Annotated in this window: 17 protein-coding genes; 4 read left to right on the top strand and 13 right to left on the bottom strand. The window is 37.1% G+C overall.

Going from position 1 to position 19,286, the window contains the following annotated elements; translation table 11 throughout:
• Nucleotides 1–307: 307 nt before the first annotated feature.
• From mdh to CD003_RS18445, 4 genes are all read right to left on the bottom strand, one after another.
• The gene (mdh, locus tag CD003_RS18460) at nt 308–1,246 is read right to left on the bottom strand and encodes a malate dehydrogenase (protein ID WP_096202713.1); all 939 of its coding nucleotides are present in this window, start codon (nt 1,244–1,246) and stop codon (nt 308–310) included.
• Nucleotides 1,247–1,278: 32 nt separating this feature from the next.
• Entirely contained in the window at nt 1,279–2,547 is a 1,269-nt protein-coding gene (gene icd, locus CD003_RS18455; RefSeq protein ID WP_096202712.1) for an NADP-dependent isocitrate dehydrogenase, read from the bottom strand.
• Nucleotides 2,548–2,631: 84 nt separating this feature from the next.
• Nucleotides 2,632–3,747, bottom strand: a complete 1,116-nt coding sequence (gene citZ / locus CD003_RS18450) for a citrate synthase (protein WP_096202711.1) — start codon at nt 3,745–3,747, stop codon at nt 2,632–2,634.
• Between the two features lie 228 nt (nt 3,748–3,975).
• Nucleotides 3,976–4,473, bottom strand: a complete 498-nt coding sequence (locus CD003_RS18445; protein WP_373558587.1) for a DUF441 domain-containing protein — start codon at nt 4,471–4,473, stop codon at nt 3,976–3,978.
• A gap of 185 nt (nt 4,474–4,658) precedes the next feature.
• On the opposite strand from CD003_RS18445, the gene ytvI reads away from it, so the two are divergent.
• Complete coding sequence (gene ytvI, locus CD003_RS18440; protein WP_096202709.1) at nt 4,659–5,768, top strand: sporulation integral membrane protein YtvI; 1,110 nt, start codon at nt 4,659–4,661, stop codon at nt 5,766–5,768.
• A gap of 156 nt (nt 5,769–5,924) precedes the next feature.
• On the opposite strand, the gene CD003_RS18435 is transcribed toward ytvI, so the two are convergent.
• The 8 genes from CD003_RS18435 to dnaE form a co-directional block, all read right to left on the bottom strand.
• Nucleotides 5,925–6,320 (bottom strand): FxsA family protein, encoded by a 396-nt coding sequence (locus CD003_RS18435; RefSeq protein ID WP_096202708.1) that lies wholly within the window; start codon nt 6,318–6,320, stop codon nt 5,925–5,927.
• 140 nt (nt 6,321–6,460) lie between these two features.
• Nucleotides 6,461–8,215, bottom strand: a complete 1,755-nt coding sequence (pyk, locus tag CD003_RS18430; protein WP_096202707.1) for a pyruvate kinase — start codon at nt 8,213–8,215, stop codon at nt 6,461–6,463.
• Between the two features lie 56 nt (nt 8,216–8,271).
• Nucleotides 8,272–9,231, bottom strand: a complete 960-nt coding sequence (pfkA, locus tag CD003_RS18425; RefSeq protein ID WP_096202706.1) for a 6-phosphofructokinase — start codon at nt 9,229–9,231, stop codon at nt 8,272–8,274.
• Between the two features lie 180 nt (nt 9,232–9,411).
• Complete coding sequence (accA, locus tag CD003_RS18420) at nt 9,412–10,386, bottom strand: acetyl-CoA carboxylase carboxyl transferase subunit alpha (RefSeq protein ID WP_096202705.1); 975 nt, start codon at nt 10,384–10,386, stop codon at nt 9,412–9,414.
• A gap of 21 nt (nt 10,387–10,407) precedes the next feature.
• On the bottom strand, nt 10,408–11,253 hold the full coding sequence (gene accD, locus CD003_RS18415) for an acetyl-CoA carboxylase, carboxyltransferase subunit beta (RefSeq protein ID WP_096202704.1): 846 nt from the start codon (nt 11,251–11,253) through the stop codon (nt 10,408–10,410).
• Nucleotides 11,254–11,378: 125 nt separating this feature from the next.
• Entirely contained in the window at nt 11,379–12,044 is a 666-nt protein-coding gene (locus tag CD003_RS18410; RefSeq protein ID WP_096202703.1) for a FadR/GntR family transcriptional regulator, read from the bottom strand.
• Between the two features lie 42 nt (nt 12,045–12,086).
• Nucleotides 12,087–13,289, bottom strand: coding sequence for an NAD(P)-dependent malic enzyme (locus CD003_RS18405; protein ID WP_096202852.1), 1,203 nt, complete (start codon nt 13,287–13,289; stop codon nt 12,087–12,089).
• A gap of 137 nt (nt 13,290–13,426) precedes the next feature.
• A complete protein-coding gene (gene dnaE, locus CD003_RS18400) occupies nt 13,427–16,780 on the bottom strand; it encodes a DNA polymerase III subunit alpha (RefSeq protein WP_096202702.1) in 3,354 nt (1,117 codons plus the stop codon).
• A 254-nt stretch (nt 16,781–17,034) separates the two neighbouring features.
• Here dnaE and CD003_RS18395 point away from each other — a divergent pair, with 254 nt between their 5' ends.
• The 3 genes from CD003_RS18395 to CD003_RS18385 all read left to right on the top strand — a co-directional run bounded on the left by CD003_RS18395 (nt 17,035) and on the right by CD003_RS18385 (nt 18,166).
• Nucleotides 17,035–17,370, top strand: a complete 336-nt coding sequence (locus CD003_RS18395) for a YtrH family sporulation protein (protein ID WP_096202701.1) — start codon at nt 17,035–17,037, stop codon at nt 17,368–17,370.
• The gene (gene ytrI / locus CD003_RS18390; protein ID WP_096202700.1) at nt 17,367–17,870 is read left to right on the top strand and encodes a sporulation membrane protein YtrI; all 504 of its coding nucleotides are present in this window, start codon (nt 17,367–17,369) and stop codon (nt 17,868–17,870) included. The genes CD003_RS18395 and ytrI overlap by 4 nt, the downstream gene beginning before the upstream one ends.
• Nucleotides 17,871–17,974: 104 nt before the next feature.
• Nucleotides 17,975–18,166 (top strand): hypothetical protein, encoded by a 192-nt coding sequence (locus CD003_RS18385; RefSeq protein WP_096202699.1) that lies wholly within the window; start codon nt 17,975–17,977, stop codon nt 18,164–18,166.
• Nucleotides 18,167–18,226: 60 nt separating this feature from the next.
• Here CD003_RS18385 and CD003_RS18380 read toward each other — a convergent pair whose 3' ends face one another.
• Nucleotides 18,227–19,165 carry a DHH family phosphoesterase gene (locus tag CD003_RS18380; RefSeq protein WP_096202698.1) on the bottom strand — a complete coding sequence of 313 codons (939 nt, stop codon included), beginning with the start codon at nt 19,163–19,165 and terminating at the stop codon, nt 18,227–18,229.
• Nucleotides 19,166–19,286: the final 121 nt, after the last annotated feature.

Below are 19,286 nucleotides of genomic sequence, written 5' to 3'. Positions count from 1 at the left end.
AAATAAATTTTTCAAAGATAATATTTGAACGGTTACAACAATGTTTTTCCCCAATTTGTCTAATTTCTACGTATAGTTAGCCTAACATACTATATGTAGTTCTTTTTTTGTTATTATAGCACATTGCTTTGAACAGAAATACAGAGTCTATCACCTACAGAAAAGAATAAACCATTTTTATTAGCTTTAGTTGACGATTTATATCAAACTAAGATGTCTATACTATAAGACCATATTAATAAGTTTCTTAACACAGAAAAGAACAGAGGATGAGTTTCTCATCATCCTCTGTTCTTTATTATACGTCTTATGGTAATGCACTCATCACACTACGAACTGATTCTACAGATTTAGCTAATTCAGTTTTTTCTGACTCAGTTAAGTCAAGCTCGATTACTTTTTCAATACCATCTCCACCAAGGATTGTTGGTACTCCAACATAGATATCATTGTAACCATATTCTCCTTCTAAGTAAGCGATAGTTGGAAGAATACGCTTCTTATCTTTAAGAATAGCTTCAGCCATTTGTGTTAGGGCAGCTGCTGGCGCATAATAGGCACTTCCGTTTCCAAGAAGTCCAACTATTTCACCGCCACCTTTACGAGTACGTTCCACAATTGCATCTAAACGTTCTTGTGGAATTAGCTTTTCTAATGGTATTCCTCCAGCATATGAATAGCGTACTAGAGGTACCATGTCATCGCCATGTCCACCTAATACGAAACCAGTTATATCTTCAACTGATATATTAAGCTCTTGAGCAACAAACGTACGGAAACGAGCAGAATCTAGAACTCCCGATTGTCCGATTACACGGTTCTTCGGGAATCCAGACTCCTTGAATACTGTATACGTCATTGCATCTGCAGGGTTTGTAAGTACGATGATGTAACAATCAGGCGAGTGTTTAACGATTTCATTCGTTACAGCCTTCATAATTCCGGCATTTGTGTTTACTAAATCATCACGGCTCATTCCAGGCTTACGAGCAATACCTGCTGTAATGATAACAACATCAGAACCAGCAGTATCCTCATAGCTAGAAGTACCAATGATGGTAGAGTCGACGCCTTGTATAGGTGCTGATTCAAGCATATCTAACGCTTTACCTTTAGTAGGACCTTCCATTTGTGGAATATCAACAAGTACTACGTCACCAAGCTCTTTTTGAGCTACCATTAATGCTGTAGTAGCACCAGTGAATCCTCCACCAATAACAGATACTTTTCTACGTTTAATTGCCACCTTCATCCACTCCCACTGCAAGTTTTAGAAAATTATAGGTTTTTAATTAGTTCATCAGCGAATTCTGAACATTTAACTTCTGTCGCGTTGTCCATAAGACGAGCGAAATCATAAGTTACAACCTTGCTAGCGATCGTTTTATCCATTGAACCCATAATTAGGTCAGCAGCTTCAATCCAACCAAGGTGACGAAGTAATAACTCACCAGATAGTAATACTGATGAAGGATTTACTTTATCAAGTCCAGCATACTTTGGTGCTGTACCATGAGTTGCTTCAAAGATAGCATGTCCTGTATCATAGTTAATGTTTGCTCCTGGAGCAATTCCAATACCACCAACTTGTGCAGCAAGAGCATCAGAAATATAATCACCATTTAAGTTCATAGTAGCAACTACATCGAACTCATTGGGACGAGTTAAGATTTGTTGTAAGAAGATATCAGCAATTGAATCTTTGATGATGATTTTACCAGCTGCTTCAGCATCAGCTTGTGCTTTGTTAGCTGCATCTTTACCATCACGTTCAACCATTTCATCATACTGAGCCCAAGTAAATACTTTTTCGCCAAACTCACGCTCTGCTAATTCATAACCCCAGTTCTTGAAAGCACCTTCAGTAAATTTCATGATGTTTCCTTTGTGAACAAGAGTTACGCTCTTACGCCCGTTGTCAATTGCATACTGAATAGCAGCACGAACAAGACGCTCAGTACCTTCTTTAGAAATTGGCTTAATTCCTAATCCAGAAGTTTCAGGGAAACGGATGTTTTTAACTCCCATTTCATTTTGAAGGAAAGCGATCAATTTCTTAGCTTCATCAGATCCTTCTTGATACTCAATACCAGCATAAATATCTTCAGTATTTTCACGGAAAATAACCATATCAGTATCTTCTGGTTTTTTTACTGGAGATGGAACACCAGTGAAATAACGTACAGGACGTAAGCAAGTGTATAGATCAAGCTTTTGACGTAATGCTACGTTTAAAGAACGAATTCCTCCACCGATTGGTGTAGTTAAAGGTCCTTTAATTGCGATTAAATATTCGCGGATAGCGTCTAAAGATTCTTCTGGTAACCACTCACCTGTTTGGTTAAATGCTTTTTCACCAACAAGAATTTCTTTCCACTCGATTTTCTTCTCACCATTATATGCTTTTTCTACTGCAGCATCTAATACGCGTGAAGCAGCTGCCCAAATATCAGGACCAATTCCGTCACCTTCAATATAAGGAATCACCGGGTTGTTGGGTACATCAAGTACTCCATTGTTAACTTTAATAACTTCTGCATTTGCCATACTAAAATTCCTCCCTAACTAAGAATGAATAAATAAGAAAAATATGTACAAGGAGGGTTTCCCCTCCTTAGCACTCAATTATTATTATCTTTGCTCGATTGGTACATACACTTGCTTATCAGGACCAACATACTCAGCACGTGGTCTGATTAAACGGTTGTTGCTATATTGTTCTAGAATATGAGCTAACCAACCTGATGTACGACTTACAGCAAAAATAGGTGTGAATAGGTCATGCTTGATACCTAAACTATGGTATACGCTAGCAGAATAGAAATCAACATTTGGTAATAAACCTTTTTCACCTGATACCATCTCATCAATTTTGATAGACATATCATACCACTTAGGTTCACCAGTAATTGTTGTTAACTGCTTAGACATTTCACGTAAGTGTTTTGCACGTGGGTCTCCATCTTTGTACACACGATGACCGAAGCCCATGATTTTTACTTTATTATCCAGTGCACGACGAATGTATGAATCAACATTGTCAACATCACCGATATCCATAAGCATTGCCATAACAGCTTCATTAGCACCACCATGTAATGGTCCTTTTAATGCACCAATAGCCGCTGTGATTCCAGAATACATATCAGATAAAGTAGCCACACAGACGCGAGCAGTAAATGTAGATGCATTTAACTCATGGTCAGCATGTAATACTAACGCCTTGTCAATTGCATTTACAGAAATCTCGTCCGGCTCTTCACCATTAAGCATGTATAAAAAGTTTGCTGCTACTCCTAAGTCACTGCGAGGTGCTACTGGTTCTTTCCCTTCACGAATGCGAGAGAAACCAGCTACAATTGTAGGCATTTTCGCTTGTAGGCGAATTGCTTTACTCTTGTTTTCCTCTTCATTTAACTCATCAGCATTTTCATCATATAACGCTAAGCTAGAAACAGCTGTACGAAGAGCTGCCATTGGGTGAACCTTATCGTTTGGATACGATTTCATTTGTTCAAAGATTTCTTTTGGAACCTCTGAATTAACTGCTAATTGCTTTGTTAATTCAGTTAGTTCATCTTGCTTAGGAAGACGACCATTCCATAGTAAGAAAATAACCTCTTCAAAGCTAGCATTATCAGCTAAGTCATCAATGTTGTATCCTTGGTACGTTAAAACACTATCAATAATCGAACTAACACTTGATGTAGTTGCTACGATACCCTCAAGACCTTTAGTTGTACTCATTTCAACCTCTCCTTTACCCAATTAATAATAATAATATCATTTCAACAAAAAAGAAAAGAAAATGCTTACATTTCTCTCTAAAAGACACGTTATGTAGGAAGGATGTTTCAATCAACTTAATTATAAACATATTTTAAACTTTTGTGAACGTTTTTAAGAATAAACATTCTAAAGTAGAAAAAATGCAACTACTCATAATTTTCAGAAAAATTAGTGCTGGATGGTTACTTATCCACCCATTGAACTTATAAATTGAACAACTCTCATTGATAAATAGGCAATTCCTGCCCCAATTAACGGACCTACGGCTACACCGTTAAACAGTGCTACTGCTAATATTGTCCCGAAAACGAGTGCAGCTGTAATATGCGGGTCATTTTGTAATAAATCAATCCCATTTGCAGCAATTATCGCAACTAAAATCCCCGATGCCAGGGCAATCCAAGCATAAGAGGATTTCATTGCTTCAGTAAGGTGTTTTAAACCGATATCTCCAGTAACAATAGGTACGAGAACAGCTATTGTAATGATAGTAACTCCCCAATTTATTCCTTTTTGTTGAATTAAAGGGAACAACTTATCTCCAATACCTACCCATTTAATAACCAATAAGACAAGTACCGCGACCATAAGGGATTGATTCTTTGCAAGTAAACTGATCGCTAAAAGAATTAACATAAACACTGTCGCACTAGAGATCAAGTTAAAAGTCCTTTCCTTCCACATATGCATTTAGTTACTGTAATCATACCATACTTTATCATATTAATCTATGTTTCATAATAGAATAGAGTTTTCAAAAACTATTATACAACAGTTAATTATAACAATTTATTAACTCATCTTTTTTCTCATCCATCATAGAGTAATACTAAGGAGTTTGTCCTTTCTTATTACTTAGGAGGTGAAAAATGAATAAAGAAGCTCTGATGATTTTTATAAGAATTACACTTATGCTTGCCATAATTAGTATACTCATTCTAACTTCCTATTATGTGACAGCAGTTATATACCCTTTTATATTAGGACTTGCATTAGCGTTTTTAATAAACCCTATCGTGAACTTTTTAGAAAACTCATTTAAACTGAAACGGGCGATAGCTGTTCTTTTGACACTAGCAATTGCTTTTACCGTGTTAACAGCTCTAGTAACACTACTCATTGCAGAAGTGATTTCCGGTTCTAATTATTTAGCTACCACTCTACCTCTTCATATAAAAAAACTCATGAATTACTTAGACGTGTTTTTCATCACGACTCTTATGCCATTGTATGAACAGTTCATTCGAGTTTTTAACAATCTTGAAGTAGAGCAACAATCGACTATTATGAATTATGTTCAAACGTTCAGCTCACAATTAGCTTCTAACATCGGTACAGGGATCCAACATTTATTTAATGGCCTTTCAGATTTATTGCTTTCCTTGCCGAACCTTGCAACAGTGATTATCTTTTCCTTTATGGCGACGTTTTTTATTAGTAAAGATTGGTATCGTCTAAGAGGTTATTTAATTAAAGTAACTCCTGAAAAAGTAGCTACAAGTATTTCACGTGTGATGCATGATTTAAAGAGAGCTATGTTTGGCTATATGTTTGCACAACTTACACTCATTTCAATCACTTGTGTCATCGTACTTAGTGGATTGCTAATCATAGGTGTAGATTATCCAATTACAATTGCTATTAGTATTGCGGTTGTTGATTTAATTCCCTATTTAGGGACTGGCTTAATCTTTATACCTTGGATTATTTATACGTTTTTTGCAGAACAGCATACACTGACAATTGGGTTATCGATTTTATACGGCATCGTTGTCATCCAAAGACAAGTAATGGAGCCTAAGATATTATCTCAAAATATTGGTGTAGACCCCTTAGCAATGCTACTAGCTCTTTTTGTTGGCTTTCAACTATTTGGACTTTTAGGATTAATGTTAGGACCTGCCTTTCTCGTTTTCCTTCGAACACTTTACAGAGCTAAGGTCTTTCACGATATGAGAGACTTTATATTGAAAAAATAATTTTCTCCTCAGAATAAGTCCGAAGCATTTTTGGAGAAGCTACTTGTTAAAAGTATTCCTAAATAGTACTTCCAATGTAGGAGTAGTAGAGTACGTCCTGTTGAGATAGCTCCGAATAGAAAAGCCTGGACATTTATGTCCAGGCTACATTCATTATTAACGACGTGAAACATAAACAAAATTACCCTTTTGTATTATTTTCTCTAAAATCTTTTTCATCAGAGCTTTCACAGTCCCTCTAGTCTGAGGAATTAACAGATAGAACCCTATGAAGTCAGTTATAAATCCAGGAGTTAGTAAGACAACTCCCCCGATAAGAATACAAATACCATCAAGGATAACACCACTTGGTAATTCTCCTTGTTGTGTCTGAAGCTGAGCGACACGAAGCGCATTCAAGCCTTCCCTTTTCGCTAACCACGCTCCTAGAACACCAGTAAAAACAACTAGAAATATAGTAGGCCACACGCCAATTACATTTCCCGCTAAGATTAAAACAAGCATCTCAACAGCAGGAACAATAATAATTAATAATAACAGAATACGGAACATTTAATTCTCCTTCACTGCGTTATTAAAATAAAATTACAAAAAAGAAGGGAGTCATCTCCCTTCTTTATATTAAAACATAAACATATCTATTAGCAAAAGTGAAATATACAAATTAACAAGAAGTAATACTCTCATTAATACTATAATACACTCGCATGTCCACGATAAATATCGCCACGAGTACTGTCTACAGTAACCTCTTCTCCATCCTCGAATAGCTCTAGAGCTTGCTCAACCCCAACAATTACTGGTTTTCCTAAATTTAAGCCAACGACTGCCGCATGAGAAGTAAGCCCACCTTCAACAGTAATGACAGCTGCAGCCCTTTCAAATGCAGGGACCATATCTTTATCAGTACTATACGTAACTAGAACATCCCCTTCTTCTACTTTCGAGTTAGCTTCCTCTGCTGTTTTACCAATAACAACTTTCCCAGTCGCTGTTCTTCTTCCTATACCTTGTCCTCTTGCAATAACTTCTCCAATAACATGTACTTTCAGTAAGTTTGTGGTACCTGTTTCACCTACTGGTACACCTGCAGTAATGACAATTAAATCACCATGCTTAACATGACCAGATTTAAGAGATGACGATACAGCTACTTCTAACATTTCATCGGTAGTTGTCGCTTCCATTCCTAGTTCAGGAATAACACCCCAGACGAGCATTAATTGACGAATAACTTTCTCAGAACTTGTCACAGCAAGTACCGGTGACTTAGGGCGGTATTTAGCAGTAACACGCGCTGTATAACCACTTTCAGTCGCTGTCACTATAGCAGCTGCATGTAAATTAAAGGCTGTGTGTGCAACTGCTTGACTAATCGAATTTGTAATCGATGTTCTGCTCTCTTTTGTATGCTTGGACAAAATTTCTTTATAATTTAAAGCCTGCTCTGTACGAGCAGCAATGTTACTCATTGTTTGAACAGCCTCAATTGGGTAATCCCCTGCCGCAGTTTCACCAGATAGCATGATAGCATCAGTTCCATCGAAGATCGCATTGGCTACATCACTAGCTTCTGCTCTAGTCGGTCTAGGGTTACGTTGCATTGAATCAAGCATTTGTGTAGCTGTAATGACAGGCTTAGCCGCTGTGTTACACTTTTTAATTAAATCCTTTTGTACAAGCGGAACCTCTTCTGCAGGGATTTCCACTCCTAAGTCTCCTCTTGCTACCATTAAACCATCAGAAACTTCTAGAATTTCGTCGATATTATCGACACCTTCTTGATTTTCAATTTTAGGGATAATGTGAATAGAAGCTCCGTTATTACTATCTAATAACTCACGTATTTCTAGTACATCAGTCGCTCTTCTAACAAAGGATGCAGCAATAAAGTCCACTCCTTGCTCAATCCCAAATTTAATATCTTCTGCATCTTTATCTGTAATCCCAGGAAGATTAACAATAACATTTGGGATATTAACACCTTTTTTATCTTTAAGTGTGCCACTATTTAAAATTTTCGTTCTAAGTTGCTTGTCTTCTATTTCAATTACTTCTAGCCCAATTAAGCCATCATCTAATAAAATTTTTGAGCCAACTTGAACGTCATTTACAAGTCCTGGATATGTAACAGATATTCTTTCTTTATCACCGATTACCTCTTCCATAGAAATAATTAGCTCTTCGCCCTGTTGTAGTTCTATCGCACCTTCCTTTAGCGTTTGCGTGCGAATTTCAGGACCTTTCGTATCAAGAAGGATCGCTACAGGCTTACCTGTTTTTCTTGATGCTTCTCTAATATTAATTATTCTTTTCCCATGCTCTTCAAAGTTACCGTGAGAGAAGTTAAGTCTAGCAACATTCATACCTGCCTCAATTAACTCCACTAAAATCTCTGGTGTTTCACTTGCCGGCCCGATTGTACATACAATTTTTGTCTTTCTCATCATTTCCTCCTAATGTCATACATTCCTGTATTAACTACTACTTTTATAATACCTTATTATATTGAAAGTTCTTGTGAAAGTTGGTACATTTTCTTATCAATCGTATGATTAACATTTAAAATTTCATCTATATCATGATCCACTAGTTTGTTACATTCAATTCCTACTGTTCTTCCAGCTTTCCCTTCAAGTAAAAGCTCTACCGCTTTTGCCCCTAGTCTACTTGCAAGAACTCGGTCAAACGCTGTTGGAGAACCTCCACGTTGAATGTGCCCTAGTACAGTAACTCTTGTATCTAGACCGGTTGCATCTTGTATTTTCTTACTGAATTCAAATCCACTTTCTACACCTTCTGCAACAACAATAATACTGTGTTTCTTACCACGTTTATGTCCACGTTCTAATCTACTTATAATTTGCTCCATGTCATAGCTTTCCTCTGGAACTAAAATCGTCTCAGCACCATCAGCAAGTCCAGCCCAAAGTGCTAGATCACCCGCATCACGCCCCATTACCTCTACGACACATGTTCTTTCATGCGAAGTTGCTGTATCACGAATTTTATCAATCGCATCGATAATCGTATTTAGTGCTGTATCAAAGCCGATTGTAAAATCTGTTCCAGGTATATCATTATCTATTGTTCCCGGTACACCTATAGTAGGGAAACCATGTTGAGTAAGCTTCTCTGCTCCACGGAATGATCCATCGCCACCGATAACGACTAACCCTTCTATACCGAATTTATTTAACTGTTGAATTGCTTTTTCTTGACCTTCTTCCGTTCTAAATTCTTCACATCGAGCTGTATATAGCATCGTTCCACCACGATGAATAATATCACCTACAGAACCTATTTCAAGCTTTTTGATATCACCAGAAATTAAACCAGAGTAACCATAGTAGATACCATACACCTCAATATCATGGAATATCGCTTTACGAACAACCGCACGAATAGCAGCATTCATCCCTGGGGAATCTCCACCACTCGTTAAAACGCCTATACGCTTCATAAATAAGTCCTCCTCTAATGATTATGTATTATTCAAAGTACCACTTTATAAGCATGAAAACAATATTTAGTACCAATTCATATTTAATGAAGAATACTCTTACTTATTGTTAGATTCCCGATAAAAAATATTCTAAAGCGAGAGAAAAAGTGCTTCCTTAATTAAAAGAAAGCACTTTTGTTAATTGACTCCAATGGAATCGTTTACAAACGAATATTGGCCTATACTTTTGTATTTTTCATATCGCTGTTCAACTAACTCTTCCTCAGACATATCAGAAAGTTTTTTTAACGAATTAGTTATCGCTTCATCAATAGCATTGGCTTGTTCCAATACATCTCGATGTGCTCCACCCTTTACTTCTGGAATGATCTCATCAATAATGCCTAATTCCTTCAAATCTGGCGCTGTAATTTTCATCGTTTCAGCCGCACGTTGCGCTAGACTTGCATCCTTCCACAACAAAGCTGCAGCCCCTTCAGGAGAAATAACAGAGTATGTAGAGTTTTCAAGCATATGAATATGATTTCCGACACCAAGAGCAAGTGCACCACCGCTTCCACCTTCTCCAATTACAATACAAACTACAGGAACAGTAAGACCAGCCATCTCGAGTAAATTACGAGCAATTGCTTCACTTTGTCCACGTTCCTCCGCTGCTTTACCTGGGAAGGCACCCTTAGTATCAATAAAACAAATAATTGGACGATTGAACTTCTCCGCCTGATACATTAAACGTAATGCCTTACGGTACCCTTCTGGATGAGGCATTCCGAAGTTACGACGAATATTTTCTTTCGTATCTTTTCCTCTTTGGTGACCAATTACAGTAACTGGTTTCCCTTTATATTTTGCTATTCCACCAACGATTGCTTCGTCATCACCATATAAACGGTCTCCATGCATTTCAAGAAAGTCTGTAAATAGATGCTCTATGTAATCAAGAGTTGTAGGTCTATTCGTATGTCTAGCAATTTGCACTCGTTCCCAAGGCTGTAGGTTTCCATAAATATCTGATTCTAGTTGATGAAGTCTTGTTTCTAACTTCACAATCTCATCAGAAAGGTCAATATCTTTTTCTTCTGTAAATGCCTTTAGTTCAGCAATCTTGTTACGTAATTCAATAATCGGTTTCTCAAAACTTAAGTCTGCCATTGAATTCACCTCCAACCATGTTTAGCTTTGGTGTATATCTAATATTGTTGTTAACTCGTCTTTCATTTCTAAACGATTTATAACTCTATCTAATTGACCATGTTTAAGAAGAAATTCTGCAGTCTGAAAGTCTTCTGGGAGCTCCTCGCGAATTGTCTGCTCAATAATTCGACGTCCAGCAAATCCAATAAGAGCTTTTGGTTCAGCAAAATTATAATCTCCTAATGATGCGAAACTAGCTGATACTCCACCAGTCGTTGGATGAGTCATAATTGAAATAAAGAGACCACCTTGGTTACTAAGCTTTTTCAATGCTGCACTCGTTTTTGCCATTTGCATTAAGCTTAATACACCCTCTTGCATCCTAGCTCCACCAGAAGCAGAAAACAAGATAAATGGCTTTTTCTGTTCAATTGCTCGCTCAATTGCTCTAGTAATTTTTTCACCAACTACTGAACCCATACTGCCCATACGGAACCTAGAATCCATAATACCAATAACAGTAGATAAGCCATTGATGAAACCTTCTCCTGTTACGACAGCTTCGTTAAGGTTAGACTTCTTACGATCAGCTTCTAGCTTCTCCATGTAAGTCGGGAAACCTAACGGGTCAGCTCCGATCATGTCATGATCATATTCTACGAATGTTCCTTCATCTAATAGACTGTCAATCCGTTCAAATGCAGTCATCCTGTGATGATGTCCACATGATGCACAGACCATCAAGTTCTTTTTTAATTCTTTTGTATACATAATAGTTCGGCATGAAGGACATTTGGTCATTAGACCTTCTGGTACCTCCTGCTTTGCACGCTCAGAAGGTATCGTTGCATATTTTTTCTTTTTCGGAAAAAAGTTTCTTAACACAATCACACCTCTTTAACCTTAAGATGAGTTCCTCATATTATTTCTATCAAAATTTATCCTATCATATCATATTACAGTTGCTAGTATCAATAAACTGGGGAATAGCATCGTATAAGAAAAATCGATTAAAATCGACTATTTTCTAAGTGTTTACGAAGGGCTGAGACTGCTCTTTGAACATCTCTTTCTACTAGCCCCATATATATTTCTTCATGCTCTGCAATTGACTCTAGCGGGCGCCCTTCTCTAGCTAACGACTCTTTGATTGCCACCTTGTTATACGCTACTAGTGGAACCCATATATTTAATAGTAGGCGATTTTGACAAGCTTCTACAATTGTTTTATGGAATAAATAGTCTTCTTCGACAGGAAAATCTCCATGGCTCCACTCTTTTTTTGACCGTTCTATTAATCCTTCTAGCTTATTCAGTTGTTCACTAGTAATACGCTCACTAGCTAGCTTTAATGCTTCTACTTCCACTATCCATCTAGTTTCAGTTAAATCTTGCCTTGCACCATCATCATTTAAAATAAATCCAAGGATGACTTCAACTAAGCGATGACTCCCGGCTTTTTGAATAAAAGTACCTTCACCACGTCTAGTTTCAATTAAATCGAGAAGCTCTAACGCACGAAGAGCTTCTCGAACAGAAGAACGCCCCACCTGAAGGCGTTCACTAAGTTCGCGTTCAGATGGGAGCTTGTCTCCACTTTTTAAATTATCAGCTTGAATGATATACCGTATCTCTTTGACAATTTCAATATACATTTTAGACGGCTTTTCTGACATAAGGTACGTCACCTTCTCTCCTCATGTTCCAGCTGTACTTTATTACTCAATAATTGCCAACCTTCTTGTTTTTTCAGCCACTTCTTCTGGATCTACATTTCTTCTTGCCACTCCAGTTTCCATAGCAGCCTTTGCTACTGCAGCTGCTACAGCTGGTGCTACTCTAGAGTCAAATGGTGCTGGGATTACATAATCAGCATTTAATTCATCATCAGATACTAAGCTCGCAATTGCATAAACAGCAGCTACCTTCATCTCTTCGTTAATATGAGTCGCACGTACGTCTAGAGCACCACGGAAAATACCAGGGAACGCTAACACATTATTAACTTGGTTAGGGAAATCAGAGCGACCTGTTCCAATCACCTGGGCGCCAGCTGCTTTCGCATCATCAGGCATTATTTCTGGATCAGGGTTCGCCATAGCAAATATAACTGGTTTGTCATTCATAGTTTCAACCATTTCTTTTGATAACGCTCCAGCTACAGATACACCGATAAATACATCTGTATCAACGATAACATCAGCTAATGAACCTTCTTTGCGCTTAGGGTTCGTGTACGTAGCCACGTCAGCTTTCACATCATTCATTCCGTAAGAACGTCCTTCGAAAATAGCACCCTTAGAATCACACATGATAATATCACGTACACCCATACGATGTAACAACTTGATAATTGCAATACCAGCTGCTCCTGCACCATTAGCAACTACTTTAATTTCAGAAAGTGACTTTCCTGAAATCTTAAGTGCATTAATTAATCCTGCAAGTGTAACAATCGCTGTACCATGCTGGTCGTCATGAAAAATTGGGATATTTGTTTCTTTCTTTAGTCTTTCTTCTATTACGAAGCAGTTAGGCGCTGCAATATCTTCTAAATTAACGCCACCAAATGTAGGTTCAAGTAGCTTAACTGTCTCAACAATTTTATCTACATCATTTGTATTTAAACAGATTGGGAACGCATCTACACCTGCAAATGATTTAAATAGTACTGCCTTCCCTTCCATAACTGGGAGTGCCGCTTCAGGACCGATGTTTCCTAAACCTAATACAGCTGTACCATCTGTTACAACAGCAACCATGTTCCCTTTCATTGTATATTCATAAACATCTTCAACATTATCGAATATTTCTTTACAAGGTTCCGCTACTCCGGGAGAATAGGCTAAGCTTAAGTCTTTGCCATTACGAACCTGTACTTTAGATTTCGATTCTAGTTTCCCTTTATTCACTCGGTGCATATGTAACGCTTCTTCTCTCAATGTTGACAATTTCCTTCACTCTCCTTCTCTTTCCATTCCAAGTCTTACAGACGACAAATTGGTCTGACCACTTAAAGGTGTCCCTATTATAACAGACATTAAATTGATTTACATATTTAAATTATTTTGTTCACAACATTTTTTTTACCTAATATGTCCTTAAGCTCTAAAATACATTCTTCACAACTAGTAATGGAGAAATTCGAAGAGAGACGAACTGTTTGCTGTTTCGTTTCGTAGTATAGAATTACCTCGTCATCGCCTGGGTACTTTTGTAGTACTTCTTTCACTCGTAAAAGCGTTCCTTGCTCTTCATGCTTTTGTTCTATTTTAAGATAAGTTTTTACTTTACTTTGTTTTATTGTCAGGCTTTTTAAATCAGCTACTTTCTCCACTACAAAAGAGGATTGCTGTCCATTTTGGTCAAGCTTCCCCTCAATAAAGACTAAGCTTCCCTCTCTAAATTGTGAGTAGGATCTCTTCCATACATTCGGAAACATAACAAGGGGCATTTCACCGCTTTCATCGCTGACTGTTGCAAATGCCATTTCGTCCCCTTTTTTTGTCTTTATTTTTCTTATTGACGTAACTAGTCCACCTATTCTTGTTGACCGCCCCTTTTCTTCCACTTCACTAATCAATTGTCCACCATTTAAATTCAGCTTTTTTTTATATGTTGATGCTGGGTGACCTGACAAATAGAAACCTAGCATATCTTTTTCAAACGATAATAGTTCCTGGTTTTCAAAGGGAGGTACATCTATATAGTCAGGCTTTTCAACCTGTAACGAAAAAAGCTGCTCTTCTGTTTGAGACTGATTCATTTTCTCCGCAAATTCAAGTGCATCATCCAAACTAGCTAATAATTGTGCACGATGAGCTCCAAATTCGTCGAAACAGCCTGAAATAATTAGTGCTTCTATCCCTCGTCTCGTCACAAGACTTCCGTCAACTCTTGCACAAAAATCAAATATATCTTCATATGGAGTTGACATTCTCTTTGAGATAATTTCTTCCGCAGCCTTGGAGCCTACATGGCGAATAACTGACAGACCAAAACGAACTCTTCCCTTGTCCATTGTAAATCCGTAATAACTTTGATTAATACTTGGAGGAAGTATTTCAATATGCTGTTTTTTTGCTTCAGTCATGTATTGCATTAATTTTTGCTGATGAAAAACTGCACTTGATAATAGAGCCGCATAAAAAGCAGACGGGAAATTTGCTTTTAAATAAGCGAGTTGGTAGGAGATAATACTGTACGCTACTGCATGACTCTTATTAAAGCCATAATCAGCAAAACGTACAATTAAATTATATACCGCTTCAGCCACACTCTCTTCATAGCCTTTTTCGGTTGCACCGTTCACAAAATGTTGCCTTTCTTTCTCTAATACATCTCGCTTTTTTTTACTTACCGCTCGTCTTAGCAGGTCAGCTTCACCTAAAGAAAAACCAGCCATTTTAGAAGCAATTTGCATAATTTGCTCCTGATAGACGATAACACCATATGTCGGTTTAAGGATTGACTCTAAATCTCGATGCGGATAATGGATTGTTCGTTTACCGTGCTTTCCTTCGATGTAGGTAGGTATATTTTCCATTGGCCCTGGTCGGTATAATGCATTAACCGCTACAATATCTTCAAAGGCTGTAGGCTTTAAATTTTGTAAAACCTTTTTCATACCAGCAGATTCTAATTGAAAAATCCCTGTTGTTTCTCCAGCACTTAACATGTTAAACGTAGCTTTATCATTAAAAGGAATTTGATGTAGATTAATAACTTCCTGTTTATCTAACTTAATCAAATGAACGATTTCTTCTAAAAGAGTTAAGTTACGCAAGCCAAGAAAGTCCATTTTTAATAATCCTACTTCTTCAAGAATATCCATTGAATATTGAGTAAGTAAAATGTCCCCTTGTCCTTCTTGTAAGCCTACATAATTGATGAGAGGCTCGTCACTAATTACTACACCAGCAGCATGTGTTGACGCATGCCTTGGGAGCCCTTCCACTTTTGAAGCATAATAAAAAAGAGATCTCGCTTCCTCAGATTGCTGTAAAACCTCCTGTAATCTTGTTACTTCTTTATATGCACGCTTTAAAGTGATTCCAGGGGTGCTAGGAATGAGCTTCGATACTTTATCAACGATTTGTGTATCTATATCTAACACCCTCCCTACATCTCGTAAAGAGGCTTTCGCTGCTAACGTACCAAACGTAATAATTTGCGCAACATGATTTCTTCCATATTTTCCTTGCACATATTGAATCACTTCATCCCTTCGAATATCAGGGAAGTCTATATCTATATCCGGCATTGATATACGCTCAGGGTTTAAGAACCGTTCAAATAAAAGGTCATGCTTAAGTGGGTCTACATTTGTAATATTTAAAGCATATGCAACTAAAGAACCTGCCGCCGAACCCCGTCCTGGACCTGTTATCATTCCTTGGCTATGAGCATATTTCATAAAGTCCCACACAATTAAGAAATAGTCACTATATGTCATCTTTGAAATAATTGATAGCTCATACGTTAGTCGTTCCTGTATTTGAGGAGATATTTCATTATATTTGTCTGAAATTCCTTTCTCACACAATTGCGCTAAATAGTCTTCACTACTTATTCCCTCTGGAGTAGGATATTTTGGCATATAAGTTTGTCCAAATGATAAGTTAACTTGGCATGCTTCAGCAATCATTTCACTATTTGTTATCGCATCAGGATAGTTTTCAAACAGAGCGTTCATCTCTTGTTCTGTTTTTAAATAAAACTCTTTTTCCTCGTGATACTCACCGCTTTTTATTAATTTCCCCTCACTAATCGCGTTAACAACTTGGTAAGCATCGACATCATCCTTCGATACAAAATGAACATGATTACTTGCTACAACTTGGCAGTTTGTTTCAGCCGCTATCTGATAGATGAGCTTATTTAATTCTTTATCCTCACCTGCACCATGATTCTGTATTTCTAAGTAAAAATTTTCATCACCTAGGAGACCCTTGTATTGGTTGATTCGTTCTACTGCCTTTTGAAGGTTTTGTTCTCTTAGAAACTGTTGTACTTCTCCACTAGCATATGGGGAAACCACTAGAAGGTCTTCGGAGTACTCTATAATATTACGACTATGTAAGCCTTTTATTCTGTTTTTACTAAGTTGAGAAATGGACGATAGCTTCAATAATTGACGATAGCCTTTGTTAGTTTTCGCATAAAACAGCAACGTTGTTGGTTTAGCTTTTTCGTCATTTGGCAGAATTGTAAGCTCAACTCCAAGGACAGGATGGATCCCTTCCCTTTTGCACGCCTTATAAAAAGGAATTAATCCATAGACTGTATGTAAATCCGTAATAGCAAGAGAGGTATAGCCATTGTTTCTTGCTGTTTTGACCAATTCCTCAATACGACATGTCCCTGTCAATAAGCTATATTCACTATGTACATGCAAATGAACAAACCCCATCGGTAACCATCCTTTCCGTACTCATCTTTTCTAACTCTATACACGAATCACTTTTTATAATAGTTCTAGTATGTAACTGCCTGTCTAGAAAAACAAGCATATTGTCCAGCTTTTTAATCTATATATTATATAAGAGTTTTTTTATTGTGTAAGTTATAAAACGGGAGACTTTCTATGAGGAATAACAGATAGCCAACAGTAAATTGAACATTTTATATGGAAGATGAAGTTTGACTAGTGATAGGAGGAAAAATATGAGTCGAGATTTTCTTGCTACATTAATAATGGACTTTTTTGTCGCATTTGGCGTTATTATTGGTGGAGCTGTCATTGGTGGTATTGGTGCTTTTCTTATTGGTAATCCCCCACTGAAGACAATGTATGACTTAGCAGGCAGCCTAAAAATTTGGGCCCTCGTCGCTGCAATAGGTGGGACATTTGATGCAATAACAAGTTTAGAACGTGGGTTATTTTACGGTACACATGATGATATTTTCAAGACATTATTTATGATTTTCGCGGCGTTATGTGGAGCACATTCTGGCACGACCATTGTCCAATGGTTAACTCAGGAGCATCTAGGACCATGAGAATACCAGAATACTATAAGCGCCCTGGATGGCAACGATTCTTTGCAGGCGTTATTATCGGGATGCTCATTGGGTGGGGATTTTTCATATACAATTTTGGCACAATTCATGAACGACTTGTCATTGAAATTAAGAAGCAGCAATTAACGATTGATGACCAGAAAAAAACAATCAAAATTCTACGAAGCGATCAAGAAAAGTTGAATGAAGAAAACCAAAAAAAGCTAACTATTCAAGATATCGAAATTCAATTCACTAATGAAGAAAAATTAAAATTAAATGAATTAACCTTATATGAGCTAAAGCAAAATGCATTAAGTGAATTAGAATTCCTAAAAGGGAAAGACATTGAAACCGTATCACGAACGAAAGATTTAATGATACGGACGATTGAAAACAAAATGTTTACAATCGGTGAAAGTAGATTTCAATTAAAAACTGTATACGTCTCCTTGTACACAACAATCGAACTTCATATGAAAATAGAATTTGTTAACTAAACAATAAACGTCTGTCCTCCTCCACAAATCTAAAGATAAATAGATTAGAATGAAATATTTCGGTATAATAAAATTATCATAGCTCATTTAAGGAAGTGATAAAAATGGACAACGTAAAAGATGATAAAACTGCTCTAGAAAAAGTAGAAAATATTAAAGCCGGATATTCTTCTTATGCTGAATCTTCTGAAGTGATTAATAAAATTAGATTATTACTCGAACAAGACAAAGTAGAATTTACTGAAGATAAAATCGAAGTTGGATCTTGGTTCATTCCTGTAAATAAAAAAGGCTAATATAAAAAACAGCAAGGATTATCATCAAATAACTCCTTGCTGTTTTACCATTCACTCATGTTATTCCTTACATACTCTACGTAAATCGGCAATAATGTCCTTCGTTTCCTCCCAAGAAAATGCCTTTGCACCCGACGCCATTGGGTGTCCACCACCATGATACTTTTGAGCAATTTTATTAATAACAGGGCCTTTAGAGCGGAGGCGAACACGAATTTCTCCATCCTCGTCCTCTACAAAGAATACCCATGCTTTTAAGCCTTCTACGTCAGAAAAACAACCTACTAATTGTGATGATTCACTTGTTGATACATTAAATTCAGCTAATTTTTCTTTTGATAGGTTCATTACACCTATTATTCCACCTACCACTTCAAAGTTCTGTAATACGTAGCCTTCAAGTCTCTTCATTTTTAAATCACGCTTATAAAGCTCAGTATAGAAAGCCGATTGGTCAATTCCCATATCAACAAGCTCACTTACATAACGATGGGTTTGTCCTGTAGTGTTTGGAAAGCGAAACCGTCCTGTATCTCCTACAATCCCTGCATACAAAAGGAAGGCCGCTTTCTCATTCAACTTCCAGCCTTTTTCTTGACCTGCTTTGTATAATTCAATGATCATTTCACTCGCGCTACTAAATGTCGTATCGACCCATACAATATCGCCATAAGGCTCCTCATTCGGATGATGGTCAACCTTAATAAGGAAGGCTCCCTTACTGTAACGTTGGTCACTAACTCGCTCAGTATTTGCTGTGTCACTGACAATGATAAGGGCACCTTCAAATTCTTTATCCTCTATTGTATCCATTTGATTTAAATAGAGTAATGAGGGCTCTTCCTCCCCAACAACGTAGACCGTTTTAGAAGGATAATTGTATTGAATGATTTCAGCTAACCCTCCTTGAGAGCCAAGTGCATCTGGATCAGGCCGTTCATGTCGATGAATTATAATTTTTTCATACTTCTCTATTTTCTCAATTATTTCATGAAGCATTGTCAATCTCCTTTTCATAACAATTTTGCCTTCTGCCTATACTAGCTTTTCCAATAAAGAAACTGTACAATAAAAAAGGTTGTATATATAGCAACCTCTTAACTCGTAATACTAGGAGGAA

Source organism: Bacillus sp. FJAT-45350, from assembly GCF_002335805.1.
In the GTDB taxonomy this organism is placed as follows: domain Bacteria; phylum Bacillota; class Bacilli; order Bacillales; family NISU01; genus FJAT-45350.
This window is presented reverse-complemented; position numbering and strand designations above follow the sequence as displayed.